21 protein-coding genes are annotated in these 25546 nt (G+C 61.4%); 5 read left to right on the top strand and 16 right to left on the bottom strand.

The window, feature by feature from the left end:
- Positions 1-72 precede the first annotated feature (72 nt).
- Together CSZ94_RS08285 and CSZ94_RS08280 are read left to right on the top strand one after the other, a co-directional pair.
- A complete protein-coding gene (locus CSZ94_RS08285; protein ID WP_102121071.1) occupies positions 73-1722 on the top strand; it encodes a VRR-NUC domain-containing protein in 1650 nt (549 codons plus the stop codon).
- A complete protein-coding gene (locus tag CSZ94_RS08280; protein ID WP_102121070.1) occupies positions 1719-3974 on the top strand; it encodes an ATP-dependent DNA helicase in 2256 nt (751 codons plus the stop codon). Before CSZ94_RS08285 ends, CSZ94_RS08280 begins: the two co-directional genes overlap by 4 nt.
- On the opposite strand, the gene CSZ94_RS08275 is transcribed toward CSZ94_RS08280, so the two are convergent.
- From CSZ94_RS08275 to pstS, 14 genes are all read right to left on the bottom strand, one after another.
- Positions 3960-4688 carry a LytR/AlgR family response regulator transcription factor gene (locus CSZ94_RS08275; protein ID WP_102121069.1) on the bottom strand — a complete coding sequence of 243 codons (729 nt, stop codon included), beginning with the start codon at positions 4686-4688 and terminating at the stop codon, positions 3960-3962. The two genes, CSZ94_RS08280 and CSZ94_RS08275, sit on opposite strands and share 15 nt — an antisense overlap.
- A gap of 11 nt (positions 4689-4699) precedes the next feature.
- Positions 4700-5776: a sensor histidine kinase gene (locus tag CSZ94_RS08270; protein ID WP_102121068.1), complete on the bottom strand. Its 1077-nt coding sequence runs from the start codon at positions 5774-5776 to the stop codon at positions 4700-4702.
- A gap of 6 nt (positions 5777-5782) precedes the next feature.
- Entirely contained in the window at positions 5783-6598 is an 816-nt protein-coding gene (locus tag CSZ94_RS08265) for a LiaI-LiaF-like domain-containing protein (protein WP_102121067.1), read from the bottom strand.
- On the bottom strand, positions 6588-7241 hold the full coding sequence (locus CSZ94_RS08260; RefSeq protein ID WP_258000844.1) for a LiaF transmembrane domain-containing protein: 654 nt from the start codon (positions 7239-7241) through the stop codon (positions 6588-6590). The genes CSZ94_RS08265 and CSZ94_RS08260 overlap by 11 nt, the downstream gene beginning before the upstream one ends.
- A gap of 108 nt (positions 7242-7349) precedes the next feature.
- Positions 7350-8264, bottom strand: a complete 915-nt coding sequence (locus tag CSZ94_RS08255; protein WP_102121066.1) for an NAD-dependent epimerase/dehydratase family protein — start codon at positions 8262-8264, stop codon at positions 7350-7352.
- A gap of 96 nt (positions 8265-8360) precedes the next feature.
- Complete coding sequence (locus CSZ94_RS08250) at positions 8361-10307, bottom strand: UvrD-helicase domain-containing protein (RefSeq protein ID WP_102121065.1); 1947 nt, start codon at positions 10305-10307, stop codon at positions 8361-8363.
- A gap of 39 nt (positions 10308-10346) precedes the next feature.
- Positions 10347-11543: a selenoneine synthase SenA gene (gene senA / locus CSZ94_RS08245; RefSeq protein WP_258000843.1), complete on the bottom strand. Its 1197-nt coding sequence runs from the start codon at positions 11541-11543 to the stop codon at positions 10347-10349.
- A 75-nt stretch (positions 11544-11618) separates the two neighbouring features.
- Positions 11619-12935 (bottom strand): phosphate regulon sensor histidine kinase PhoR, encoded by a 1317-nt coding sequence (gene phoR / locus CSZ94_RS08240; protein ID WP_102121064.1) that lies wholly within the window; start codon positions 12933-12935, stop codon positions 11619-11621.
- Positions 12936-12947: 12 nt separating this feature from the next.
- A complete protein-coding gene (locus CSZ94_RS08235) occupies positions 12948-13637 on the bottom strand; it encodes a response regulator (protein WP_034755074.1) in 690 nt (229 codons plus the stop codon).
- A 5-nt stretch (positions 13638-13642) separates the two neighbouring features.
- Positions 13643-14353 (bottom strand): phosphate signaling complex protein PhoU, encoded by a 711-nt coding sequence (gene phoU, locus CSZ94_RS08230; RefSeq protein ID WP_034778131.1) that lies wholly within the window; start codon positions 14351-14353, stop codon positions 13643-13645.
- Positions 14354-14401: 48 nt separating this feature from the next.
- Positions 14402-15184: a phosphate ABC transporter ATP-binding protein PstB gene (gene pstB, locus CSZ94_RS08225; protein WP_373629715.1), complete on the bottom strand. Its 783-nt coding sequence runs from the start codon at positions 15182-15184 to the stop codon at positions 14402-14404.
- Between the two features lie 38 nt (positions 15185-15222).
- Positions 15223-16119 (bottom strand): phosphate ABC transporter permease PstA, encoded by an 897-nt coding sequence (gene pstA, locus CSZ94_RS08220; protein ID WP_102121063.1) that lies wholly within the window; start codon positions 16117-16119, stop codon positions 15223-15225.
- The gene (gene pstC / locus CSZ94_RS08215; RefSeq protein ID WP_180977401.1) at positions 16116-17087 is read right to left on the bottom strand and encodes a phosphate ABC transporter permease subunit PstC; all 972 of its coding nucleotides are present in this window, start codon (positions 17085-17087) and stop codon (positions 16116-16118) included. Before pstC ends, pstA begins: the two co-directional genes overlap by 4 nt.
- A gap of 208 nt (positions 17088-17295) precedes the next feature.
- A complete protein-coding gene (gene pstS / locus CSZ94_RS08210; protein ID WP_374703568.1) occupies positions 17296-18330 on the bottom strand; it encodes a phosphate ABC transporter substrate-binding protein PstS in 1035 nt (344 codons plus the stop codon).
- Positions 18331-18616: 286 nt separating this feature from the next.
- On the opposite strand from pstS, the gene ppk1 reads away from it, so the two are divergent.
- The 3 genes from ppk1 to CSZ94_RS28540 all read left to right on the top strand — a co-directional run bounded on the left by ppk1 (position 18617) and on the right by CSZ94_RS28540 (position 21520).
- Complete coding sequence (gene ppk1 / locus CSZ94_RS08205) at positions 18617-20710, top strand: polyphosphate kinase 1 (protein ID WP_102121060.1); 2094 nt, start codon at positions 18617-18619, stop codon at positions 20708-20710.
- Positions 20711-20735: 25 nt separating this feature from the next.
- A complete protein-coding gene (gene sixA / locus CSZ94_RS08200; RefSeq protein WP_102121059.1) occupies positions 20736-21194 on the top strand; it encodes a phosphohistidine phosphatase SixA in 459 nt (152 codons plus the stop codon).
- Positions 21195-21394: 200 nt separating this feature from the next.
- Positions 21395-21520, top strand: a complete 126-nt coding sequence (locus CSZ94_RS28540) for a hypothetical protein (RefSeq protein ID WP_254926692.1) — start codon at positions 21395-21397, stop codon at positions 21518-21520.
- Between the two features lie 91 nt (positions 21521-21611).
- Here CSZ94_RS28540 and CSZ94_RS08195 read toward each other — a convergent pair whose 3' ends face one another.
- Complete coding sequence (locus tag CSZ94_RS08195) at positions 21612-22727, bottom strand: polyamine ABC transporter substrate-binding protein (RefSeq protein ID WP_102121058.1); 1116 nt, start codon at positions 22725-22727, stop codon at positions 21612-21614.
- Between the two features lie 109 nt (positions 22728-22836).
- On the bottom strand, positions 22837-25443 hold the full coding sequence (clpB, locus tag CSZ94_RS08190; RefSeq protein ID WP_102121057.1) for an ATP-dependent chaperone ClpB: 2607 nt from the start codon (positions 25441-25443) through the stop codon (positions 22837-22839).
- Positions 25444-25546: the final 103 nt, after the last annotated feature.

Here is a 25546-nt window from a genome sequence, read left to right as displayed (position 1 = left end):
CGACGGAAGGTTTAAGCTGTATATAAACACAGTAAAACCGATCACCTTGTATCTTGCCTTATTAACATTGCTATGCTGAGAGTCCTGGAAAATCCCCTGTATTATCTGGATAATTTCCAGGATGTGCTGAGCTGGATAGGCGCGCGTTACGCCGATCTGCTGAGTGCTGAAGAAACGCAATTCATCGCCGCATTCGGCGCACTGCCGCAGCCGTCGCGCGCGCTGTTCGTGCGCCTCGTCATGCGCAAGGGCTGTCTGTTTCGCGCCAGCAAGCTCAATTACCCGGAAATCGGCGACACGCGCGCGGCCGCCCTTCCCTTGCTGGCCACGGGCTGGGTGGTAGCCGATCCTGCTATTGCGCTCGATACACTGTTCGAGCAACTGCTGAAAGGGGAAATCGTCCAGGCCTTCAGCCTCGCCGCGCCCCTGAAGGCGGCGCGCAAGTCCGAGCAGCTGGATGCCTTGCGCGAACAGCATGCGGACGAAAAACCGTTTTCTGCATGGCATCCAGCCTGCACCGACGTGCTGTACCGCATCGGCCTGCAAGCGCTGTGCGACCGCCTGCGCCTGATTTATTTTGGCAACTATCACCAGGACTGGTCGGAATTCGTGCTCTCCGACCTCGGTGTGTACCAGTATGAAAAAGTGGAGTTTTCGCCGCAATCGCGGGGCTTTCGCACGCGCCAGGATATCGAGCACTACGAAGTGCTGCACCAGTGCCGCGAACGCTACAACGACAGTGCGCCGGCAGACGAAGTGCTGCAGGAACTGGCGGCACTGCCCTTGTCACGGGACAATACCTGGCTGGCCAGCCGGCGCGACAAGCTGCGCTTCCAGATCGCCCAGCACCTGGAGAAATGCCAGGACTGGCCCGCCGCCTACCGCGCCTATGCCGATTGCCGCTACCCGGGCGCGCGCGGCCGCGCCATCCGCGTGCTGGAAAAAGATGAGCAGACGCAAGCGGCCTACGAGCGCCTGACGCTCGCGCTGGCAGCGCCGGAAAGCGAAGCGGAACAGCAATTGCTGCTGCGCATGGCGCCCCGTTTGCGACGCAAGCTGGGCCATGCGAAGCTGGCAGCCAGCGCGGCGGCGGCCGTGGAGCGCATCGACCTGCTGCTGCCGCATCCAGGCGAAGCATGCTATGTGGAAGCGGTGGTGCAACAGCACTTGATGCAGGATGACGCGCCCGTGTACTACGTGGAAAACACCCTGATCAACTCGCTGTTCGGCCTGCTGTGCTGGCCCGCCATCTTCAAGGCCATGCCGGGCGCCTTCTTCCACCCGTTCCACCGGGGGCCGGCCGACTTGCACAGCGCCGATTTTTACCCGCGCCGCAGCACGGACTTCGCCGCCTGCCTGGCGCAACTGGACGACGGCAGCTATGGGGCCGCCATCCGCGCCACGCTTGCAGCCAAGCATGGCATCGTCTCGCCCTTTGTCAGCTGGGAAGTGCTGGACGACGGCTTGCTGGACCTGGCGCTGAGCTGCATTCCGGCCTTTCATCTGAAAAAGGCGTTTGAACGCATCTTGCTCGATATCAAAAGCAACCGCAGCGGCTTGCCTGATTTAATCCAGTTCTGGCCGGCCGAGCAGCGCTACCGCATGATCGAAGTCAAGGGTCCCGGCGACCGCTTGCAAGACAACCAGCTGCGCTGGATCGCGTATTGCGCCGAGCACGCCATGCCCGTCAGCGTGTGCTACCTGCAGTGGGAGCCAGCATGAAGTACACGATCGCCGTACGCGCCCTGTGCGAATTCACGGCCAAGGTGGGCGACCTGGACTTGCGTTTCACACCGTCGCCCACGGCGCAGGAAGGCATGGCCGGCCACGCCACCGTCACGGGCCGGCGCGACGACGATTACCAACGCGAAATCAGTCTTTCCGGCGACTTCGGCCCCCTGCATGTGCGGGGCCGCGCCGATGGCTATGATCCCGCGCGGCGCCAACTGGAAGAAATCAAGACCTACCGGGGCGAGCTGGACGCCATGCCAGCCAACCACCGCCAGCTGCACTGGGCGCAGGCGCGCATCTACGGCCACTTGCTGTGCCAGCAGCTGAACTTGCCCATGCTGCGCGTGGCGCTCGTGTATTTCGACATCGCCAGCCAGAAGGAAACGCTCATGCATGAGGAATGCACGGCCGAAGCACTGCGTCTGTTCTTCGAACAGCATTGCGCCCTCTTCCTCGACTGGGCCGAGCAGGAAATGGCGCACCGCGCCAACCGCGATGTGCAGCTCACCAGCATGGCCTTCCCCCATGCCGACTTCCGTCCGGGCCAGCGCCAATTGGCCGAAGCCATGTACAAGGCCAGCAGCCGCGGCTGCGGCTTGCTGGCGCAGGCGCCCACGGGTATCGGCAAGACGGTGGGCAGCCTGTTTCCCATGTTGAAAGCCACGGCCGCGCATGGCCTCGATAAACTGTTTTTCCTCGCCTCCAAGGTGCCCGGGCGGCAAATGGCGCTCGACGCCTGCGCCATCCTGAAAGACAGCGCCCCGCTGCTGCCTTTGCGCGTGCTGGAACTGAGCGCCAAGACCAGCGCCTGCGTGCATCCTGACAAGGCCTGCCACGGCGAATCGTGTCCGCTGGCCAAGGGTTTTTATGACCGCTTGCCACTGGCGCGCGAAGTCGCGCTGGCCAGCGGCTTGATACTGGACAAGGAAGCCGTGCGCGCCATCGCCTTGCAACAGGGTATTTGCCCCTACTACCTGGGCATGGAGCTGGCGCGCTGGAGCGATGTCGTCATCGGCGACTACAATTACTATTTCGACCTCAGCGCCATGCTGTACGGCATGACCCTGGCCCACGACTGGAAAGTCAACGTGCTGGTCGACGAAGCGCACAATATGGTGTCGCGCGCGCGCAGCATGTATTCGGCCGAACTGGCGCAGATCAATCTGAAAATGCTGCGCAAGTTCGCGCCCGATACCTTGAAAAAGCCGCTGGACCGCCTCTCGCGCCAGTGGACGGCCTTGCTGAAAGAACAGGATGGCGACTATCACGTGCATGCGGCCTTGCCGGACAAATTCTTTGGCGCCTTGCAAGGGGTGGCGACGGCCATCGGCGACTACCTGGCCGACCACGCGGGGGGGCTGGATGACGATTTGCAGCGTTTCTATTTCGACGTGCTGCTGATCAATCGCCTGGCAGAGAGTTTCGGCGCGCATTCGCTGTTCGACGTCAGCAAAACGGAGACGGGTACGACCGTGTGCATCCGCAACATCGTCCCGGCGCCCTTCCTCAAGGAACGCTTCGCGGCCAGCCACAGCACGGCACTGTTTTCCGCCACCCTGAGTCCCTGGAATTACTACAGCGACACCCTGGGCATGCCGGCCGACACGGCCTGGGTCGACGTGGAATCGCCGTTCCAGGCAGAACAGCTGTCCGTGCGCGTGGCCGACAGCATTTCCACGCGCTACCAGCACCGCGCCGCCTCGCTGCTGCCCATCGCCCAGCTGATGGCGCGCCAGTACGCGGAAACGCCGGGCAACTACCTGGCCTTCTTCAGCAGCTTCGACTACATGGAAAAGACGGCCACCCTGTTTGCACAGCATTATCCCGATGTGCCCATCTGGCAGCAGCCGCGCCGCATGGACGATAGTGCCCGCGCGCAATTCCTCGGTCGTTTCGGGCTGGACACGCGCGGCATCGGCTTTGCCGTACTGGGCGGCGCCTTCGGCGAAGGCATCGACTTGCCGGGCGCGCGCCTGATCGGCGCCTTCATCGCCACCCTGGGTTTGCCGCAGATCAATCCCGTCAACGAACAGATCCGCCAGCGCATGGGCGACCTCTTCGGCGCCGGCTACGACTACACGTATTTGTACCCGGGCATGCAAAAGGTGGTGCAAGCGGCCGGCAGGGTCATCCGCACGCAGTCGGACAAGGGCGTCGTGTATCTGATCGACGACCGCTTTTCGCGCCCGGAAATCCGGCAACTCTTGCCCACCTGGTGGGATGTGCAGCTAGCCAACCAGTAACTTCAGCTTCTGGTAGCCCGCCTTGCTCACGGGTATCCTCGTGTCATCGCGCAAGATGGCCACGTGACTATCCCTGGTGGCCGCCTCGATGCGGCGAATGCCGTCGATATTGAGCAGATACGACCTGTGCACGCGCAGGAACTTGGCAGGATCGAGCTGGGTTTCCAGTTGCGCCAGCGTCTGGCTTTTCAGGTAGGACTTGCCTTCGGAGCGGATGCTGATGTAATCGTCCTGCGCCTCGATGTAATCGATGCGGGCGCTGGCGATCACATGGACCTTGGCGCCATCGCGTATCAGCACGCGGTCCAGGGGCGCGGCGCGCGCGGCCGCCTCGCGCGCCGCCGTGCGCACCGTCTCGGGCGTGCTGCGGTTGGCGCGCGCATGCGCCAGCGCCTGCTCGAAGCACTGTTCGCTGAACGGTTTCAACAGATAGTCCAGGGCATGGCATTCGAACGCTTTCAAGGCGTACTGGTCATAGGCCGTGACAAAGATCAGCTTTGCCTTCGCGCCGATCAGCTCCGCTACCTCGAAGCCGTCCAGGCGCGGCATCTGGATGTCGAGAAACACCAGTTCCGGTTCCAGTTCCGCGATGGCCTTGACGGCGTCGAAGCCGTTGGCGCACTCGGCCACGATGTCGAGATCGTCATGGCGCGCCAGGTATTCACGCAGCACGCTACGTGCCAGCAGCTCATCGTCGACGATGGCGACCCGCATTCTTGCCTGCTTCATGCTTCCTCCGTGTCGCCGGTCTGCGCCGGCATGGAAATCATCACTTCGAAATGGCCATCGCGCCGGCCCCAGTGCACGCTGGCCTCGTGGCCATACGCGCCGGTCAGGCGCTGACGCACATTCTCCAGCCCCACACCCTTGCCGCGCGCTAGCCCTTGATCCACATCAACGGGATTGCGTACGGCAATCTGCAGCAGGCTGCCCGCGCGCCGCACCTCGATATCGATCAAGCCGCCCTCCGTCAAGCCGCAGATACCGTGCTTGACGGCATTTTCCACCAGCGGCTGTATCAGCATGGGCGGCAGCAGGCAGGCCAGCGCGGCGTCGTCGATGGCTACCGCCACTTGCAGGCGCGCGCCGAAACGCACCTGCTCGATGGCGAGAAAGTGGCGGATCAGCACCAGCTCCTGTTCCACGCTGATGTGCTTGTGCGCTTCCAGGCTCAGGCTCTGGCGAAAGAAACTGGCCAGCTGTATCGTCATCTGGCGCGCGCCAGCCGCATCGATGGACGTCAGGGCGCTGATGGAGTTCAGGCTGTTGAACAGGAAATGCGGGTCGATCTGCGTGCGCAGCATACGCAATTGCGCTTCCTGCGCCATCAGCTGCGCTTCCAGGCCCCGCTGCTCGGCCATCTTGGCACGCACGAATTCCAGCAACAGATAATGCACGGCGGCAGCCAGGCAATACAGCAGCACGCCCAGGCCGAAGAACAGGGCCAGCAGCGACTGCGTCAGGTTCACGCCCAGCCAGCGCAGCTCCGTCAACAGACTGAGGCTGTTCAAAAATTGCAGCAGGGTGGCCCACAGCAAGCCCGCAAACAGGGCCGCCACGCCCATCACGCCGGCAATGGCGAGCGGATGGCGGGCGTGCAAGGGGTAGGCGCGGCACAGGTAAAATGCGGAAAAACCCGAACCGATCGCATACACGAGCGTGGCGGGCACCACCAGCAAGACGGCGTTGAGCCAGGGCGCATGGACCACCCTGGCCAGGATGGCGGCCAGGGCAAAGCCCAGCGCCAGGCAGACCACTACCACGGCCACGGCGCCACGCCGCTTCGACAAGGGCCCGGACATGCGCGCCTAGTTGCGAATTTCCAGGCCGCCCATGATGGCGTAGCCGGTCACGTACAAACGCTTGTTCTGGTTCGGCGGCACGATGGTTTTTTCTTCGAAGCCGCCCAGGATGGGCGTGCCCTGCAGCACCACGCTCCAGTCGGGCGGAATCTTGATGGTGACGCCGCCGCACAGGGCAAATACGTTGAGCACGGCTTCACCGTCTATCGACGCCTGGCGCAAGTCGATTTCGCAGCCGGCCATGATGACATTGATATCGCCACCCCTGAAGCGCTGCGACGACACGCGCCGCACATAGCCGCCCAGGATGGCCGTCACTTCGATGATGCTGTCATCGTCCGCCTGCCCGTCGGCGCCGGGCGCTGCAGTGGCATCGGCGGCATCCTTGTCGAGCGACACGGCGCCATTCCCGGCCTGACCGAAAGAGTCAGGCGCTGGCGTGCCGTCTTGCGGCGCAGCAAAGCGCCGGCGCCGCTGGCGTTGCTGCGCGCCGGGCAAGGACTTCGACACCACGGCCACGCCCAGGCCGATGATCAGCAAGGGCCACAGCAAGTCCCAGTTCAGGTAGAAGATACCCATGTGCTTGAGGGTCCAGACCACGCCCAGCAGCACCAGCATGCCGCCCAGCAAATAACCGTTCGCGCTGCGGCTTTGCGACAGTTTCAGCAAGCCAAACACGATCAGCGCCGTGGGCCAGAAGCGGAAGGTGTAGCGCACATTGATGAAACCCAGGTTATCGAGCAGGAACAACAGCCCCAGGCCGATGACGATGAGGCCCAGCACAATCTGCGATGGCGAGTGCAGCGGCGGTTTATTTGTCATGCTCGGACTCCCGATAGGCAATAAAATGTTTGTTCAGCAGCGGTTCCAGCACCAGGCCCACGCCCCAGGCGATCAGCAAGGCCGGCCAGCTATTGTAGAAGGTCAAGTTCCACAGTTCTTCGTACGACACATACCACCATGCAGCGAAAAAGATCAGCCACAGGCCACTCAGCACCTGCTTGGCGGACACGGGCGTGAGCAGCTTGTTGAGGCCAAAGACGAGCAGTATCAGCGGCCAATAATGCCATAGTGCATAGTAATCGTGGAGATAGATCACATCGAGCCGGTCCAGCAGGATGACGGCGCCGATAGCGATCAGCAGCACGCCCCACAGCAGCTGGGTACGGCGGCAATAGGCAGGTTCAGGTTTCACGATCACCCCTTGAAGTTGGTTGATCGTCAAGATACGCGGATTTCGGGCGCGCGAAAACACCGTTTCGGCGAATGGCGGACAGGCGGCGGTGAATGGCGCGGCGGCGGCAACAACAGGCAAAAAAAGACCGGCTAGGCCGGCCTTGAAGGGGTTCGCAATACGCACCGCGCTGGAGTTGCAGTGCTCAGCCGCATGGCGCCAACGCGCGGGCAGCGGAAATCTGGTGCCGATCCTTGAGGCGACCGGCTGACCTGCTGGAAGATCGAACATGCCGCCAACTTCACGGCAGTGCGTCTCAACCAAGCAGAGCCATCATACTCCCGATCGCCATACAGCACCGTTCGCTAGCGCACACTGATGGGGTTTTGCTGAGCTACATCAAACGGCGACGGCGTGCGGCGCCTGCAGCATGTCGTTCTCGATCCATGCCAACACGGATGGACCCTGCGGCTGCCAGCCCAGCAGGGTGCGCGCCCGTGCGCCGCGCACGCGGCTGTTGGAACCGAGGCCGTAGGACGCCATCTCGTCGCCCCATTCGGCTATCGCCTCGGGCAGCGGCCAATCCTGCGCAGGACCCAGATCCAGTGCCTTGGCGATGGCGGCCGTCATGTCGCGGAAGGCCGCTTCGCCCGACTCGACAAAGTAAAAGGTGCCAGCGGGCGACTTTTCCAGCGCCAGCAGATACAGGCTGACGACATCGTCGATATGCACATTGGACCAACTATTGCGGCCCGGCCCCACGTGGCGCACGATGCCGCTCTTGCGCGCCTGCTTGAGCAAACGGGGCAATTGCACGCTGTCGCGCGGCAAGGCGCCGTGGCCGTAGATCAAGGTGTTGCACAGCACGCTGGCGCGCACACCTTGCGCGGCGCTGGCCAGAACCAGCTCATCGATGGCGACCCGGGCCGCCTTGTCGGCCGTGGGCGCCGGCAGCTTGTCTTCATAATAAATCTGTTGCGTGCCCTCGCCGCCCGACGCGTCGCCCACGATGGACGAGCCGCTCGTGTGCAGGAACGGCTTGTTGGTGCCGGCCAGCGCGTCGAGGATGGCGTCCACTGCGCCCCGATGGTCGCTGCTGGCCGCATTGATGACGGCATCCGCCGCCTTCGCCTGCTCCATGAGCAGCTCGCGGTCGTTCGAGGTGCCGACGATACCGTGCACGCCTATGGTAGCCAGCTCGGCCACCTGTTCCTGTTTGCGCACGAGCCCCGTGACCTGATGGCCGGCGCGCACGAGACCCGCCGCGATGGAACTGCCAATGAAACCTGCCGCGCCTGTCAGAAATACTTTCATGCCCTTGCTCCTTTGTTGGTTCAGATCAATTGCGATCACATGAACAAAGTATGCCCGCTTTCGTCTTTCACAAAAAGCAGCCACACGGCAAAAGATTTATGCCTTGGACACAACAATCTTGTTTTTCAGCTGCAGAGCGGCGATGTAACGGCTCCGGTAGGCGGGGTCTTCCGGCGTCAGCAAGGTCAGCCTGTCGCGCGCGCGCGTGGCGGCCACATAAAAACGGTTTTCCTCTTCCAGCGGGTCAGTCTTGCTGCGCGGGAATTCATCGACCGCCAGGTAAGGCAAAATCACGTGGTTATATTCCAGGCCCTTGATCTGGTCGATGCAGGCGATCACCAGCCTGGGCTTGCCGGTGGAGACCGTCACGGCCTCTTCCATCTCGCCAAGCCAGCCGGCAAAGCCGCCCAGCGCCACGCCCGCTTCGCTGCAGACGGCAATAAAACCGTGCAGGGAACGCGCCACCACCCGCGCCTGAGCCGGATCGACATAGATGCGGCGCGCCGTCTGTTCCAGCTGCATCAGGCCAAAGATGTGCTGCAGGGCGTCGCCCGCCAAAGCGTCGGCGGGCAGCGCGCGCAGGTAATCGACGGCGGCCAGGGTCAGCGCCGCCTTGTCCTGGTTGTGCGACTTGGCCAGCTGGTTCGTCAAAAAGCCTTCCAGCAAGTCCGGGTAATTGGCCACGTCGGCCTTGGCTTGCTGGAGCTCAGCGCGCGTAAACGGGATTTCCGCGAACGCCACCAGGGCTTCGAGGATCTCGCCGCGGCGCGGGCCGCTCTTGATCGCGTGCAAGTCCTTGCGGGCGATGGCGACCATGCCGCGCAGCATCAGCACTTCCAGGCTCAGCAGATAGCTGTTCATGTCCACCAGGCCATACGCGATGCCGCTCTGGAACAGCGCCGTTTCCACGCGGATCGCCTGGTCGCGGTCGCGCAGCAAAATAGCCGTGGTGCCCGCATGCGCGTGTTCGAGCGCGGCGATCAGCTGCGCGCTGCACGCTTGCGGCTGCGCATGGTCATACTCGAGCACTTCGATGTGGGTGGCGCGCGACAGGGCCGACACGCTGGCCTTGTTTTTCAGCACGCCCACGGCCTGCGCCAGTTGCGGCCCGTAACGGTAGGAGGCCGTCAGCGGCAAGCGCTGCAAGGTGGGGAACTCCTGCTCGAAGCGCTGGCGCAAAAAGCGATGGTCGGCGCCCGACCATGTGTAGATCACTTGATCCTTGTCGCCGGCGCCGCAGAAAAACGCGTTGCCACGGCGTATCAGCATGGTCAGCAGGCGGAACGACGCTTCGTTCAAATCGTGCAATTCATCGGCCACGATGATCTGGAAGGCCGGCAATTGCTGGCGCAGCGGCTCGTCGCCGTCGAGCATGCGCACCAGGTCGTAGGTGGCGTCGAACGGCGCGCGGAACTGGATGTCGCCCGTGTCGGCGCCGCGCAAGCCCTCGTATTCGCGCAGCCACAGATAATGCGTGCGCGACATGCCCAGCATTTCCAGATTGTCGTCCAGCGAGTTGCTCTCGAAGTCGGGATGCTGAAAATCCATGCGCGCCTTGGTACGCAATTGCAATTTCAGGAATTCGGCGATCGCCCCGTTGGTCGTGTTGATTTCCAGCTGGTAACGGTCGGCGTACTTTTCGGAGACCACTTCCAGCGCTTCCCAGGCCACGGGGCGCAGCTCTTCATCGCTGCGCATGGATGCCACCTGCATGCTTTCCAGCTGCAGCAGCACCTTGGCGGCAAAAGCGTCGAAGGTGTCGATGACGAGGCGCTTGACGACGCCCAGCGGCACGCCCACTTCCAGCAGGCGCTGGCGCAGGGCCACGCGCGCCGCCTCGGTAAACACGAGGGCCAGCATGCGTTCCGGCGCGCGGCCCCGGTGCAGCGCCTCGGCCAGGCGCAGGGCCAGGGTTGTCGTCTTGGCCGCGCCGGCATTGGCATCGATCAAGACCACTTTCTTTTGCGACGTCTGGATGGCGACCTGCTCCGGCGTGGGCGTGATGCGTTTGGGAATGAACTGCGGGGCGTTATCTGTACTCAAAAGTATTCCTGAAAAGGGTAGCAGCTGGCTGTCTCGGACTTACCAGGCGCAGGTGCGCAGGCCGGCAAAGATATCGCCGCGCTCGGGCGCGTGGAAGGCGCGCATGTGGGCCGACTGCAGGCGCGGCGGCGTGGCGAAGGCGGCGCCGCGCAGCACCTGCTGCTGCATGAAATACGGCGCTGAATACTCGCGCCAGGCATCGGGCGCAAAGCCCGGATACGGCTCGAACGGCGTCGCCGTCCACTCCCACACCTGGCCCCAGTGAAAGCGCGGATGGCCGGACAGCGCAGCATACTCCCATTCCGCCTCGGTCGCCAGGCGCCGCCCCGCCCAGGCGCAGTACGCTTGTGCTTCATAAAGATTGATGTGGCGCACGGCTTCATTCGGCGGCAAGGTCGTGCGCTGGCCGAAACGCATGGTGCGCCACTGCGTCGCTTCGCGCAGCCAGTACAAAGGCGACGAGCGCTCCTGCTGCATCAGCCAGGCGCTGCCGGCCACGCTCCAGAACTGGCGGTTCTGGTAGCCGCCATCGGCGACGAAATCGGCAAACTGGGCATTTGATACGGCGCAAGCATCGATGGAAAACGGCGGCACGTAGCAGCGGTAAGGTGGAGATTCATTGTCGAAGGCAAACCCGGCGCCGCGTGGCGAACCCAGTTCGATGCTGCCGCCAGGAAAAACGATCTCACCCGCGCCTGGCGGCAAGGCCGGGCTGGAGGCGAGCGATTCCGGTGCTTCCAGGCCCAGCCATTGCAAGCCAGCCAGCATTTCCTCGCCGCATAAATCCTCATGCGCCAGCGCCAGCCGGTACGGCGCCAGCGCGCTGTCGACATTGGCTTCGCGCGAGAGTTTATCCAGGACCCGGTCGAGCACTTCGTGGCAATACGTTTTCACGGCACCCGGGCTGGGCAATTCCAGCTTCCAGCGCGCGCGGTGCTCGACCATGTTGGCGTCAAACAGGTCGTCGCCACGCGTCAGCAAAGAATTGTAGATGGCGTCGGCCGGATGGCTGGAAGCGGCTTCGCGCAGGATGTACCACTCGGCGAACCAGGCGATGTGCGCGAGTTGCCATAAGGGCGGATTGAGGCGCGGATGGCGGGGCAGGCCAGCTACCACGTCCAGACCGGCACTGACATAACAGTCGAACAGGGACAAGGTGTCCTGGCGCGCAGCTTGCAGCGACTGGGCCAGTTGCTGCGCGCCGGCGTGGCGAAAAGAAGTGTTGTTTAAAGTCATGGCCTGATTGTAACGACTTATGCCAACATTGCACCAGTCGCCGGAGAAACAGGGAGGGGACTGCCCTCCCCCGGACTACTTGACCAGCAACTCTCCCTGCAGCGGCGTGACGACGGATTTGGGCATGCTGACGATGAAGCTGCTGCCCTTGTCGGCCACGGACTGGATGGCCAGAGTACCTCCATGGCGCAACAGCACGTGCTTGACGATGGCCAGGCCCAGGCCCGTACCCTGGGTTTCGCGCGAACGGCTCTTGTCGACGCGGTAGAAACGCTCGGTCAGGCGCGAGATATGCTCGGGGCTGATGCCGATGCCCGTATCCTGCGCAATGAATTGCGGTCCGGCCGGGCCATCCTGCCAGCGCAGCGTGATGCTGCCACCGGCCGGCGTGTAGCGCACGGCGTTCGAAGCCAGGTTGCCGAAGGCGCTATACAGCTCGTCATAACTCCCCAGCACGTCGGGGCCCTTGCATTCCATCTTGATCTCGTGCTTGCCGGCCGACAAACCCTTGGCGTCGCGCAAGACTTGCTGCATGAGCTTTTTGACATCCACGGGCTCGGGGCGCAGCGGGTAGTCGACCGATTCCAGGCGCGACAGGGTCAGCATGTCCTCGATCAAATGCTGCATGCGGTGGCCCTGCTCCGTCATCAGCTTGAGGTGGGCGGCGCGCGTGGTGGCATCCAGGTCCAGCTCGGCAGAAGCGATTTCCAGGAAGCCCACGATGACCGTCAGCGGCGTGCGCAGTTCGTGCGAGGCATTGGCGATGAAGTCGCGGCGCATCATTTCGATGCGTTCCGTCTCCGTCACATCGTGCGTGACGAGGATCTGGCGGCGGTTTTCAAACGGGATGATCTGCACGATCAGCTTGCGGTTGCGGAAAGTGATCGTCAGCGGCTGGTCGTAGCGGCCCAGGATGATGTAATCCATGAACTCGGGGCTGCGGATCAGGTTGGTGACGCGCATGCCCTTGTCGCGTTCGTGCGTCAGGCCCAGGTGCTTCTCGGCCGCCGGATTGCACCATTCGAGGAACAGCACGTCGTCCATGATGACAACGCCGTCCGGCAGCAAATGCATGGCTTGGCGGAAACGCGCCAGCCATTCCGTCAGCTCGGCCTGGTTTTTCTCGTCGTCGCGGCGCATGCGGTACAGGCGCGCGAAAATGCTGGTCCAGGCGCCCCAGCCGTCGGGCAGCTTGGCGCTTTGCGGATTGTCCAGCCAGTTACTCAGCTGGAACAGATACGACAACTGCACGAACACCATCATGGCCATCAGCACGAAGGCGATGCCCAGCGCATACGTGGCGCCAAACAGATACCAGACGACGGCCACGCCCAGCAGCGCCAGTATCATGCGCAAGGCGGCCGGCACCCAGAACAGCAATTTCGGATTCATAGGAGACAGGCTTTACTTTTCAGACAACATGTAGCCGACGCTGCGCACCGTCTTGATCAGGCTTTCGGCCTCTTTCAAGGCTTTGCGCAAGCGCAATACGTGGACATCGACCGTGCGCTCCTCGATCACCACATGGTCGCCCCACACCTTGTCGAGCAACTGGCTGCGCGAAAACACGCGCTCCGGATGGGCCAGCAGGAATTTCAGCAGCTTGTATTCGGCATGGCCGATATCGATCTTCTGTTCATCCATCATCACGGTGCAGCTGACAGGGTCCAGTGCCACGTTGCCGGCGCGCATGGGCGCCTGCGCGTGTTCCGGACTCTTGCGTCGCAACAGCGCTTTGGCGCGCGCCAGCAGCTCGCGCGGCGAGAACGGTTTGGTGACGTAATCGTCGGCCCCGCTGTTCAGGCCAGCCAGCTTGTCTTCTTCCATGCTCTTGGCGGTGAGCATGATGACGGGGATGGCGGCGAAATTGCGGTCGGCGCGGATGCGCGACAGCAGGCGCAAGCCCGTCTGGTCCGGCAGCATCCAGTCCAGCAGGATCAGGTGCGGCGTGCGGTGCTGGATGAATTCCCAGGCATCGGCAACGTTTTGTACAGAACAGCAATTCCAGCCGGATTCGCGCAGCGAATAGGTCACCAGTTCAACGATGGCCGGCTCATCTTCAACAATCAATACCGTGGTTTTATCAGATGCCATAAAGCTTACTCAGGGAGCTCCTCGGAAATGGCGGGAGCAGCCACCTTGGTGTGGCGGATGTCCTTGCCTTCAACCACGTAAATCACGTATTCGGCGATGTTTTTCGCATGGTCGCCGATCCGTTCGATGGCCTTGGCCACCCACAGGGTATCGAGCGCCGCCGAAATCGTGCGCGGGTCTTCCATCATAAAGGTGATCAAATTGCGCATGATAGACCGAAACTCATGGTCGATGATGGCATCTTGTGCAATTAATTGTAAGGCCTGCTTGCCATCGTTGCGCGCGAATGCATCGAGCGCATCGTGCAGCATGTCGGTGGCCGTGTTGGCAATGCCGCGCACCATCTCGTAATGGTTGACGACGCCGTTGCCCCGCTTGTGCAAGTTCTTCGCCACGCGGGCGATTTTGGTCGCCTCGTCGCCTACGCGCTCGAGGTCGGTAATCACCTTGATGGTAGCCATGATGGTGCGCAAATCGTTGGCGGCCGGCTGGCGGCGCACGATCAAGTGGCTGCAGGCGTCGTCCAGCGACACTTCCAGCTGGTTGACGACGTCGTCTTCGCGCATCACGCGGTCGGCGCGTTCCGGATTGCCGATGCGAAAGCACGTCATCGCGTCGAGGAACTGGGTTTCAACGATGCCACCCATCAGTAGCACTTTCGAGCGGATCGCTTCGAGTTCGTTGTCGTATTGCTTGGATGAATGTTCGCCTATCATGCTGTCTCTCCGTATTCAGTTGTCTTGTGTATAGCGATGCGCGGCGGATCAGCCGAAGCGGCCGGTGATGTAATCCTGCGTCTCCTTGCGGGCAGGATTCATGAAAATCTGGTCCGTTTCGCCGAATTCCACCAGTTCGCCCAGATACATATACGCCGTGTAGTCGGAGCAGCGCGCCGCCTGCTGCATATTGTGCGTCACGATGGCGATCGTGTAATCCTGTTTCAGCTCGCTGATCAGCTCTTCCACTTTCGAGGTCGAAATCGGGTCCAGCGCCGAGGTCGGCTCGTCGAGCAGCAGCACATCCGGCTTCACGGCCACGCCGCGCGCGATGCACAAACGCTGCTGCTGGCCGCCCGACAGCGACAGGCCGCTCTTGTTCAGCTTATCCTTGACTTCGCCCCACAGCGCGGCCTTTTTCAGGGCCCACTCGACGCGCTCATCCATTTCGCCCTTCGACAGGTCTTCATACAGGCGCACGCCGAAGGCGATATTGTCGTAGACGGACATGGGGAACGGCGTCGGCTTCTGGAACACCATGCCGACCTTGGCGCGCAGCATGTTGACGTCCTGGTCGGCGTCGAGCACGTTGCGGCCGCGGTAAAGGATCGAGCCTTCCGCGCGCTGGCCAGGGTACAGGTCGTACATGCGGTTCAGGGTGCGCAGCAGGGTTGATTTGCCGCAACCGGACGGGCCGATGAAGGCCGTCACCTTTTTCTCGTGGATGTCCAGGTTGACGTTATGCAAGCTTTGCGTTTTGCCGTAAAAAAAGTTCAGGCCCGAAATCTCGATGGTTTTTTTCTTTGGTGCCAGGTCTTGTGCTGGATTCATTTGCGTATTCATGTGGGTTCGCTTCGCTCAATATCTGTTTAATTAGGGACTTTTTGGCTGAACACGGTGCGCGACAGGATATTCAAGGCCAGCACGCTGAAGGTGATCAGCAGTGCGCCACCCCAGGCCAGCGAGCGCCAGTTGTCGTACGGGCTCATCGCAAACGAAGCGATGACGGACGGCAAGTTGGCCATCGGCGCATTCATGTTGAAGCTTTGGAACTGGTTATTCAGGGCCGTGAACAGCAGCGGCGCCGTTTCGCCGGCGATGCGGGCCAATGCCAGCAGCACGCCGGTGATGACGCCCGCCTTGACGGCGCGCAAGCGCACCAGGGTGGCCACCTTCCAGCGCGGCGCACCCAGGGCAAACGCAGCTTCCAGCAGGCTGTTCGGTACCAGGCGCAGCATATTGTCCGTCGTGCGCACCACCACGGGCACGGCGATCAGCGACAGGGCGATGGCGCCTGCATAACCCGAAAAATGTTTTACCTGCGAAACATACAGCGCATACACGAACAGGCCGATGACGATCGATGGTGCCGACAACATGATGTCCGTGACAAAGCGCGTCACGTGCGCCAGCTTGTTTTCCTCGCCGTATTCGGCCAGGTAGATGCCGGCCAGAATGCCGATCGGGGTGCTGACGACAGTTGCCAGGCCCACCATCAGGGCGCTGCCGACGATGGCATTGATCAGGCCGCCGCCTTCGCTGCCGGGCGCCGGCGTCGTTTGCGTGAACAGGTCGACGGACAGGGCGCCGAAACCCTTGATCACCAGCGTGAACAAAATCCACACCAGCACGGCCAGGCCCAGGGCCATGGCAGCCACCGACAGGGCGATGCCGATGCGGTGCATCAGCAAACGCTTGCGGTAGACGGGGTTCATGGCCGGCTTGGCCGGAACGTCGTGGGTGCTAACTTGGCTGAGCTGGCTCATTTCGTGCCTTCCTTGCGGGACATGCCAGCCAGCATCAGCTTGGCGGCGGATAAGACGATAAAGGTGATGACAAACAGGATCAGCGCCAGCGAAAACAGCGAAGCCACGTGCAACTCGGATTGCGCTTCGCCGAATTCATTGGCCAGCAGGGATGTAATACTGTTACCGGCGGCAAACAGCGACCACGACAGCTTGTTGGCGTTACCGATGACGAAGGTGACGGCCATGGTTTCGCCCAGCGCGCGGCCCAGGCCCAGCATGACGCCGCCGACGACGCCAGTCTTGGTGTATGGCAAGACGATCTTGCGCACCACTTCCCAGCGCGTGCAACCCAGGCCGTAGGCCGATTCCTTCAGCACGGCGGGGACGATTTCAAACACGTCGCGCATCACGGAGGCGATGAAGGGGATGATCATGATGGCCAGCACCAGGCCGGCCGTCAGCAAGCCGATGCCCATCATGGGGCCGCTGAACAGCTGGCCGATGACGGGCACGTTGCCCAGCGTGGCTTTCAGGATAGGCTGGACGTGATCGGCAAACAGGGGGGCGAAGACAAACAAACCCCAGATGCCGTAGATGATCGATGGCACGCCGGCCAGCAGCTCGACAGCCGTGCCCAGCGGGCGGCGTAGCCAGGCCGGGCAGATTTCCGTGAGGAACAGGGCGATGCCGAAGCTGACGGGAAAGGCGATCAGCAGGGCAATCACCGACGTCACCAGGGTGCCGATGATGGGGATCAGGGCGCCGTACTGGTCATTGACGGGGTCCCACTCGGCCGACACGATGAAATGCAGGCCGAAGGTCTTGAAGGCCGGTATCGATTCCATGATCAGCGAAATGATGATGCCGACCAGGACGACCAGCACCGACAGGGCGAACAGCATCGTCACCTTGTGGAACAGGAAATCCTGGATACGCTGCTTGCGCATGGTGGTAAGCATTTGCGCGTGACTGATGGAATCGGTCATGGTGCCGCCTGGCATGGGGATCGTGGAGGAGGTAGATTGTGCGCTCATAATGTGCCATGTGGGTGGTACTGCAGGTATTGCTATTTTTATCTTGCTCTTTTAGCCAGGACCGCCTGCAAGGGCTTGCGGGCGGTCCTGGCTAACTCCCTGCCCCGCCGTGTTGCTGGCGGAGGGGCAAGGATGGTACTGCTGTGGTCAAGCTATCGAATTAATAGATGGCTTTGCCCGAAGCATCTTTCAGGTTGGCTTTCCACGATTCCTGCACCAGTTTCACGACCGATGCCGGCATCGGCACGTAGTCCAGTTCAACAGCAGCGGCGCCGCCGTTCTTGTAGGCCCAGTCGAAGAATTTCAGGACTTCTTTTGCCTTGGCTGCGTCAGGCTGGACTTTGTGCATCAGGATGAACGACACGCCGGTGATAGGCCAGCTGTTCTTGCCAGCCTGGTCGGTCAGGACCACGCCGAAGCCTGGGGTTTGCGTCCATGGTGCCGAAGCGGCTGCTGCCTTGAAGTTTTCGTCATCAGGCTGCAGGTAGTTGCCGTCCTTGTTTTGCAGCTGGGTGTGCGACATATGGTTTTTCTTGGCGTAAGCCCACTCGACGTAGCCGATCGAACCCTTGATACGCTGTACGTTGGCGGCGACGCCTTCGTTACCCTTGCCGCCCACGCCCACTGCCCATTTCACAGCCGAGCCAGCACCGATTTTCGATTTGAATTCCGGGTTGGTTTTCGACAGGAAGTCGGTGAACAGGAAAGACGTACCCGAACCGTCGGCGCGGTGCACCACGGTGATTTCCGTGTCCGGCAGCTTGACGCCGCTGTTCAAAGCAGCGATCTCAGGAGCGCTCCATTTGGTGATCTTGCCCAGGTAGATGTCGGCAACGACCTTGCCAGTCATCTTCAGCTGGCCAGGTTTCACGCCGTCGAGGTTGACGATGGTGACCACGCCGCCCATGATGGCAGGGAACTGCATCAGGCCTGCTTCTTCCAGCTCTTCTGCCTTCAACGGCATGTCCGAGGCACCGAATTCAACAGTCTTGGCCTTGATTTGCTTGATGCCGGCGCCGGAGCCGACGGACTGGTAGTTCAGGCCGTTGCCCGTATTGGCTTTGTAAGTTTCAGCCCATTTGGCGTAGATCGGGTACGGGAAGGTCGCACCAGCACCTGTCATATCTGCCGCCATGACGGAAGCGGAAGAAAATGCCATCGCTGCCGAAGCACCCACGACGATAAATTTGAACATTTGCTTCATTTGCATATCAAGTCCTCAGGGTTGTTAGGACACAAAGTCCCGGTTGAATGCTGCGCAGTCTAGCAAGCGAATATGACAGCTTTATGACATGCGCAAAATTTCATGAAATATTTGCCTACGCCCGGGGAAGCGTCATTTCCGGCGCGAAAAATGACAGAATGGACGACGCTTTATGACCGCTTATGTCACGCTTACGTCATATTTCATGATTACACTCACAACGCGTCATACATGATGAAATACGGCTAGAATTAACTATCTGCAAAGACAAAAGAATATGAAACCTGAACTGCACACGGAAGTGACCAAATCGGGCATCCTGCTTGACCGCGAACTGTCGCAACTGACTTTCAACCGGCGCGTGATGGCCCAGGCGGAAGACCCGAACATTCCGCTGCTCGAGCGCCTGCGCTACCTGTGCATCGTCAGCAGCAATATGGATGAGTTCTTCGAGGTGCGCGTGGCCAGCCTGCTGGCGGCCGGCAGCATCGGCGGTTCGCTGGCCGGCCACCCTGCCCTGGCGGCCAACCTGGAACGCATCGGCAAGGAATGCCATGCGCTGGTGGAACGCCAGTACGAGATATTAAATAGCGAAGTCCTGCCGGCCTTGCGCGAAGCGGGCGTGCATTTGCTGCGTGACAGCGACCGCAACGAGGCGCAGCGCGCCTGGGTCAAGAAGTATTTCGACCGCGAAGTGCGCCCCCTGCTCACGCCCATCGGCCTCGACCCGGCTCACCCATTCCCGCAAGTAATCAATAAAAGCCTCAATTTCATCGTTTCGCTGAGCGGCAAGGATGCCTTCGGGCGCGGCACGGCGATCGCCATCGTCAAGGCGCCCCGTGTCTTGCCGCGTGTCATCAAGTTGCCGGACGAGATATCCGGCGATGGCGTGTCCTTCTGTTTATTGTCCTCCGTCATCCACGCCCACATCTCGGATCTGTTCGCCGGGCGCGAAGTGATTGCCTATTCGCAATTTCGCGTCACGCGCGACAGCGACCTGTGGGTGGACGAAGACGAAGTCAAGAACCTGCGCCAGGCCTTGAAGGGCGAACTGGTGGGGCGCCAGTTCGGCACCTCCGTGCGCCTGGAAGTGGCGCGCAATTGCCCGCCAGAACTGTCACAGTTCCTGCTCGACCAGTTCAGCCTGGATCAAAGCCGGCTGTACCGCGTCAACGGCCCCGTCAACCTGGTGCGCCTGTCGGAAATGATCGACCACGTCAAGCTGCCGGAATTGCGCTTCCCGCCCTTCTTCCCCGGTCTGGCGCATAAAGCCATCGGCAACGACATCTTTGCCGCGCTGAACAAGCACGACATCCTGCTGCACCACCCCTACCAGTCGTTCCAGACGGTGATCGATTTCGTGCGCAGCGCCGCTTACGACCCATCCGTCGTCGCCATCAAGCAAACGATCTACCGCACAGGCATGAATTCGGACCTGATGGAGTCACTGATCACGGCGGCGAAAATGGGCAAGGAAGTGACGGTCATCGTGGAATTGATGGCGCGCTTCGACGAGGAAGCCAATATCAACTGGGCCGACAAGCTGGAGCAAGCGGGCGCGCAAGTCGTGTACGGCGTGGTGGGCTTGAAAACCCATGCCAAGGTGGCGCTCGTCATCCGCCGCGAAGAAGGCGCGCTGCGCTTCTATGCCCACTTGGGTACCGGCAACTACCACCCCACCACCACCAAACTGTACACGGACTTCGGCTTGCTGACGGCCAACCAGGACCTGGCCGTGGAAGTGAACGAAGTCTTCATCCACCTGACCAGCCTGACCAAGCCGCACAACCTGAACCACCTGTGGCTGGCGCCGTTCGGCCTGCAAAGCGAAATCATCAAGGCCATCCGCAACGAGGCGAAGATCGCCCGCTCCGGCCGGCGCGGACGCATCATCGTGAAAGTCAACGCGCTCGTCGATGAATCCGTGATCCGCGCCCTGTATGCGGCCTCGACCGATGGCGTGAAGATCGACCTGATCGTGCGCGGCGCCTGCACCCTGAAGCCGGGCGTGCCGGGCTTGTCGGAAAACATCAAGGTGCGCTCCGTGATCGGCCGTTTCCTTGAGCACAGTCGCATTTATTACTTCCGCAACGACCTGGCGCACGATGTCTACCTGGCCAGCGCCGACTGGATGAGCCGCAACCTGTTCCGCCGCGTGGAAGTGGCCTTCCCCGTGCTGGACCGGGCGCTGAAGCGGCGCGTGATCGCCGAGGGCCTGAATCCGTATTTGAAGGATAATACGAATGCATGGGAACTGGAGCCGACAGGCCACTACGCGCGCCGCAAGCCGCGCGGCAAGCAAACGCCGTTCAGCGCCCAGCAGTATTTGATGCACACCTTGGGCACGCCGGGCGCGGAGGTCGGCGAATAGGCAATTTTACACACAGGAGCACAGCATGGATATCATCTTGTGGCGACACGCAGAAGCCGAGCCGGGCCTGCCCGACCTCGAACGCGCCCTGACCGTCAAAGGCCAGAAACAGGCGCGACGCATGGGCGAATGGCTGGCTTCGCAACTACCGGAAAATTGCCGCATCCTCGTCAGCCCCGCCCTGCGCACCTTGCAAACGGCGGAAGCGCTGGGACGCAAGTTCAAGCTGATGCCGGAACTGGCGCCCGGCGCCGAGGCGGAAGACATCCTCAAGGCGGCCAACTGGCCAGCCGGCAAGGAAACCGTGCTCATCGTCGGCCACCAGCCAACGCTGGGCCAGGCGGCGGCCCTGCTGCTGACGGGCGAGGAGCAGGAATGGGAAATGCGCAAGGCCAGCGCCTGGTGGTTTTCGCAGCGCGAACCGGGCGACCCGATCAGCGTCTATTTGAAAGCCGTGATGGCGCATGATCTGGTGGTGAAATAAGGGTGGTGAAATAAGGGTGGTGAAATAAGGGTAATGCGCAAAAAGTGCGCTGGGACAAATACTGGCAGGAATTACAACTCAGCAGCCTTGCAAAGCGCTGCCGATCTGCTAGAGTTTAATGGCATCAACTACGTGTTGGAGCGCTGCTCTGGCACCTTGAGCAACCCAGCGGACAGCCGTCCAACGGCGGCTGAAAGACCATGTTAACCTTCCTCGTTTTTCTCTTTATCGCCATCTTCGCCGCCATCATCGGCTTCGTCGCCTTTGAACTGATCGAAGAAATGCGCGGCAGCCACCACAAGCTGATGGACCGCTACCACGAGTAGTGTTCACCTCGGCAATATCGCATGGCGCCAGTGACGGCCTACCGGCCCGTCCCTCGCGCCATCCTTGTATCTCCCTACGGGAGCTATTACCTCAAACTCCCGTCTTGAACTTCGTATAGATGCGCGTCATCAAGCGGCGGATATCGGCCGTGGTCGCTTCTGGCGCCGCCATGCGCTGCTTGTCGGCGTCCGACAGGAAGATGGCCTTGTTCTCGCCGATATCCTTGCGTACATACTTGATGCTGGCCGGATTCGGATTCGCGTAAAACACCTTGTTGCTCAGGCTGGCATGCACTTGCGGACGCAAAATGTAGTTGATGAACAGGTGCGCATTGTTCGGGTGCGGCGCGTCGGCGGGGATGGCCATGGTATCGAACATCAGCGCGGCCGTCTTCGGCACCAGCACCTGGATCACATTGCCGTTTTTCGCATCGATGGCGCGCTGGCGCGCGATATTGATGTCGCCCGACCAGCCCAGCGCGACGCAAACGGAGCCGTTGGCCATGTCGTTGATGTAGCCTGACGAGCTGAACAGGGTTACGTAGGGGCGGATCGCTTGCAGTACCTTGCCCGCTTCCTGATAGTCGCCAGCCGTTTTCGAGTACGCGGGCTTGCCCAGGTATTGCAGGGCGGCCGGCAGCACTTCGGACGGCGAGTCGAGGAAGGACACGCCGCACGATTTCAGCTTGGCCGCGTATTTCGGGTCGAAGATCAGGTCCCAGGCGTTGTCAGGCATGGGCATGCCGCCCAGCGCGGCCTTGACCTTGTTGACGTTGATGCCCACCGTCGTGTAACCCCACAGCCAGTCGACCAGGTAATCGTTGTTCGGGTCGATCTTCGACAGCTTGGCCTGCAGGTTCTGGTCCAGGTTGCCCAGATTCGTCAGCTTGCTCTTGTCGAGTTTGCGCAGCAGGCCCGCGTCGATCTGCAGGCGCGCCCACTGGGCCGTCGGCACGACGATATCGTAGCCGGACTTGCCCGCCACCAGTTTCGCATTGAGGATTTCGTTATTGTCGAAAACGTCGTAACGTACCTTGATGCCCGTTTCCTTCTCAAAATTCTTGATCGTATCGTCGCCGATATAGTCCGACCAGTTATAGATGTTCAGTATTTTTTCTTCCTGGGCCTGGGCAGGCAAGGCCAGCACGGCCGCCGCCAAGGTCAATCCCACTCCAATGCGCCGCCCTGCTTGCCATGTGTTTGCCATCGTACCGCCTCCAGAAGAATCAGAAAATAGTGACGATCATAGCAAGAAGGGCGCGATCAGGTCTACTCTGATCGCGCCCTTGCCTATCGCGCACTATGAGCGCGGCAGCTTACACCTTGTCCAGCCCCACTTGCGCGCCCGAAAACACCAGGTTGCCGTTGCGGGCATCGATGCGGATCTCGTCTTTCGGGCCAAACTTGCCTTCCAGGATCAACTTCGACAGCGGATTTTCGATCTGCTGCTGGATCGCCCGCTTCAGCGGACGGGCACCATACACCGGGTCGTAGCCCGCTTCGGCGATTTGCTGCAAGGCCGCGTCCGTCATGCTCAGCTGCATGTCCATGCGCGCCAGGCGTTCTTCGAGGATCTTCAGCTGGATCTTCGCGATGGCGCCGATGTTTTTCTCGTCAAGGCCGTGGAACACGACGATTTCGTCGATACGGTTGACGAATTCGGGACGGAAGTGCGAGCGTACTTCGGCCATCACGGCCAGCTTCACGACACCGGGATCATCGCTTTCCATGGCCTGGATCTTATGCGAACCCAGGTTCGAGGTCATGATGATGACAGTATTCTTGAAGTCCACAGTGCGGCCCTGGCCGTCCGTCATGCGTCCATCGTCGAGCACTTGCAGCAGCACGTTGAAGACATCGGCATGCGCCTTTTCCACTTCGTCGAGCAAGATCACGCTGTACGGCTTGCGGCGCACGGCTTCCGTCAGGTAGCCGCCCTCGTCGTAACCCACATAGCCGGGCGGCGCGCCGATCAGGCGGGCCACGGAATGCTTCTCCATGAACTCGCTCATGTCGATGCGTATCATCGATTCTTCCGTATCGAACAGGAAGGTCGCCAGCGCCTTGCTCAGCTCGGTCTTGCCCACGCCCGTCGGCCCCAGGAACATGAAGGAACCATAGGGACGGTTCGGATCGCTCAAGCCGGCGCGCGAACGGCGGATAGCGTCAGCCACGGCCGTGATCGCTTCATCCTGGCCCACGACGCGCTCATGCAGCTTCTCTTCGATGTGCAGCAGCTTCTCGCGCTCGCCCTGCATCATGCGCGACACGGGGATGCCCGTCGCGCGCGACACCACTTCGGCGATTTCCTCGGCGCCCACTTGCGTGCGCAACAGCTTCGGCTGGCCCGATTCGGCCTTCGCCATGCCGCTGTCGGCTTGCTTGAGCTGGGCTTCGAGCTGCGGCAGCTTGCCATATTGCAGCTCCGACACCTTCTGCCAGTTGCTCTCGCGCGTGGCCTGCTCCATCTGCAGCTTGACGTTCTCGATCTCTTCCTTGATGTGCGTACTGCCCTGCACCACGGCCTTTTCCGCCTTCAGGATTTCCTCGAAGTCATTGTATTCACGCTGCAGCTTGACGATTTCTTCCTCGATCAAGCCCAGGCGGCGCAAGGACGCTTCGTCTTTTTCCTTCTTCACGGCTTCGCGCTCGATCTTGAGCTGGATCAAACGGCGTTCCAGCTTGTCCATCACTTCCGGCTTCGAATCGATCTCGATCTTGATCTTCGCCGCCGCCTCATCGATCAGGTCGATCGCCTTGTCGGGCAGGAAACGGTCCGTGATGTAGCGATGCGACAGCTCGGCCGCCGCGATGATGGCGGCGTCCGTGATTTCCACCTTGTGATGCAGCTCGTACTTGTCCTGCAAGCCGCGCAAGATGGCGATCGTCGCTTCCACGGTTGGCTCGTCGACCAGGACTTTCTGGAAGCGGCGTTCCAGCGCCGCATCTTTCTCGATGTACTTGCGGTACTCGTCGAGGGTGGTGGCGCCCACGCAATGGAGCTCGCCGCGCGCCAGCGCCGGTTTCAGCATATTGCCGGCGTCCATCGCGCCTTCGGCCTTGCCCGCGCCCACCATGGTGTGCATCTCGTCGATAAAGACGATGGTTTGCCCTTCATCCATGGCCAGTTCCTTCAGCACGGATTTCAGGCGTTCCTCAAACTCGCCGCGGTATTTCGCGCCGGCCAGCAAGGCAGCCATGTCCAGCGACAGTACGCGCTTGCCTTTCAGCGATTCGGGCACTTCGCCGTTGACGATGCGCTGCGCCAGGCCTTCGACGATGGCGGTCTTGCCCACGCCCGGTTCGCCGATCAGCACAGGGTTGTTCTTGGTGCGGCGCTGCAGGATCTGGATGGTACGGCGGATTTCATCGTCGCGCCCGATCACAGGGTCGAGCTTGCCCTTGCGCGCCCGCTCCGTCAGGTCCAGGGTGTATTTTTTCAAGGCTTCGCGCTGGCCTTCGGCTTCTTGCGAGTCCACCTTGTTGCCGCCGCGCACGGCGCCGATGGCCGACGCCAAAGCTTTGCGGGTCAGGCCGTTTTCGCGCGCCAGCTTGCCGCAGTCGGACTTGTCGTCCGTCATGGCCAGCAAGACCATTTCGCTGGACACGAACTGGTCGCCCGCCTTTTGCGATTCCTTGTCGGCCAGGTTCAGCAAGGCCACGAATTCGCGGCTGACCTGCACGTCGCCGCCCGTACCGGATACTTTCGGCAAGCGTTCGATCGAGGCGCCCAGGGCCTTGGTCAGGCCGCCCACGTTGACGCCGGCTCGCTGCAAGAGCGAGCGGGCAGCGCCGTCGTCCTGGTTCAACAGGGCCGTTAGCAGGTGGACTGGTTCGATATACGGGTTGTCGTTGCCCACGGCCAAGCTTTGCGCATCGGCCAGGGCTTCCTGTAATTTGGTAGTGAGTTTGTCTTGTCGCATGAAAAGCGCTCCCGGTTAATTAGTTGTTAACCAAATTGGGGTGAGGCAGTACTTTTCAAGCATACACAAAGCAGAAAACCGCCGCATTCAGGCTAATGCTAAC

Origin of the sequence: Janthinobacterium sp. ROICE36 (genome assembly GCF_002869965.1) — a bacterium.
In the GTDB taxonomy this organism is placed as follows: Bacteria; Pseudomonadota; Gammaproteobacteria; order Burkholderiales; family Burkholderiaceae_D; genus Janthinobacterium.
Note: the sequence above shows the minus strand (reverse complement) of the source record. Positions and strands in the feature narration are given on the sequence as shown.

Excerpts from the sequence above, each read along its gene's own strand:
- CSZ94_RS08285 (WP_102121071.1), top strand. The coding sequence starts at position 73 with ATGCTGAGAGTCCTGGAAAATCCCCTGTATTATCTGGATAATTTCCAG.
- CSZ94_RS08280 (WP_102121070.1), top strand. The coding sequence starts at position 1,719 with ATGAAGTACACGATCGCCGTACGCGCCCTGTGCGAATTCACGGCCAAG.
- CSZ94_RS08275 (WP_102121069.1), bottom strand. The coding sequence starts at position 4,688 with ATGCGGGTCGCCATCGTCGACGATGAGCTGCTGGCACGTAGCGTGCTG.
- CSZ94_RS08270 (WP_102121068.1), bottom strand. The coding sequence starts at position 5,776 with ATGTCCGGGCCCTTGTCGAAGCGGCGTGGCGCCGTGGCCGTGGTAGTG.
- CSZ94_RS08265 (WP_102121067.1), bottom strand. The coding sequence starts at position 6,598 with ATGACAAATAAACCGCCGCTGCACTCGCCATCGCAGATTGTGCTGGGC.
- CSZ94_RS08260 (WP_258000844.1), bottom strand. The coding sequence starts at position 7,241 with ATGTTCGATCTTCCAGCAGGTCAGCCGGTCGCCTCAAGGATCGGCACC.
- CSZ94_RS08255 (WP_102121066.1), bottom strand. The coding sequence starts at position 8,264 with ATGAAAGTATTTCTGACAGGCGCGGCAGGTTTCATTGGCAGTTCCATC.
- senA (WP_258000843.1), bottom strand. The coding sequence starts at position 11,543 with ATGACTTTAAACAACACTTCTTTTCGCCACGCCGGCGCGCAGCAACTG.
- phoR (WP_102121064.1), bottom strand. The coding sequence starts at position 12,935 with ATGAATCCGAAATTGCTGTTCTGGGTGCCGGCCGCCTTGCGCATGATA.
- CSZ94_RS08235 (WP_034755074.1), bottom strand. The coding sequence starts at position 13,637 with ATGGCATCTGATAAAACCACGGTATTGATTGTTGAAGATGAGCCGGCC.
- phoU (WP_034778131.1), bottom strand. The coding sequence starts at position 14,353 with ATGATAGGCGAACATTCATCCAAGCAATACGACAACGAACTCGAAGCG.
- pstB (WP_373629715.1), bottom strand. The coding sequence starts at position 15,184 with ATGAATCCAGCACAAGACCTGGCACCAAAGAAAAAAACCATCGAGATT.
- pstA (WP_102121063.1), bottom strand. The coding sequence starts at position 16,119 with ATGAGCCAGCTCAGCCAAGTTAGCACCCACGACGTTCCGGCCAAGCCG.
- pstC (WP_180977401.1), bottom strand. The coding sequence starts at position 17,087 with ATGACCGATTCCATCAGTCACGCGCAAATGCTTACCACCATGCGCAAG.
- pstS (WP_374703568.1), bottom strand. The coding sequence starts at position 18,330 with ATGTTCAAATTTATCGTCGTGGGTGCTTCGGCAGCGATGGCATTTTCT.
- ppk1 (WP_102121060.1), top strand. The coding sequence starts at position 18,617 with ATGAAACCTGAACTGCACACGGAAGTGACCAAATCGGGCATCCTGCTT.
- sixA (WP_102121059.1), top strand. The coding sequence starts at position 20,736 with ATGGATATCATCTTGTGGCGACACGCAGAAGCCGAGCCGGGCCTGCCC.
- CSZ94_RS28540 (WP_254926692.1), top strand. The coding sequence starts at position 21,395 with ATGTTAACCTTCCTCGTTTTTCTCTTTATCGCCATCTTCGCCGCCATC.
- CSZ94_RS08195 (WP_102121058.1), bottom strand. The coding sequence starts at position 22,727 with ATGGCAAACACATGGCAAGCAGGGCGGCGCATTGGAGTGGGATTGACC.
- clpB (WP_102121057.1), bottom strand. The coding sequence starts at position 25,443 with ATGCGACAAGACAAACTCACTACCAAATTACAGGAAGCCCTGGCCGAT.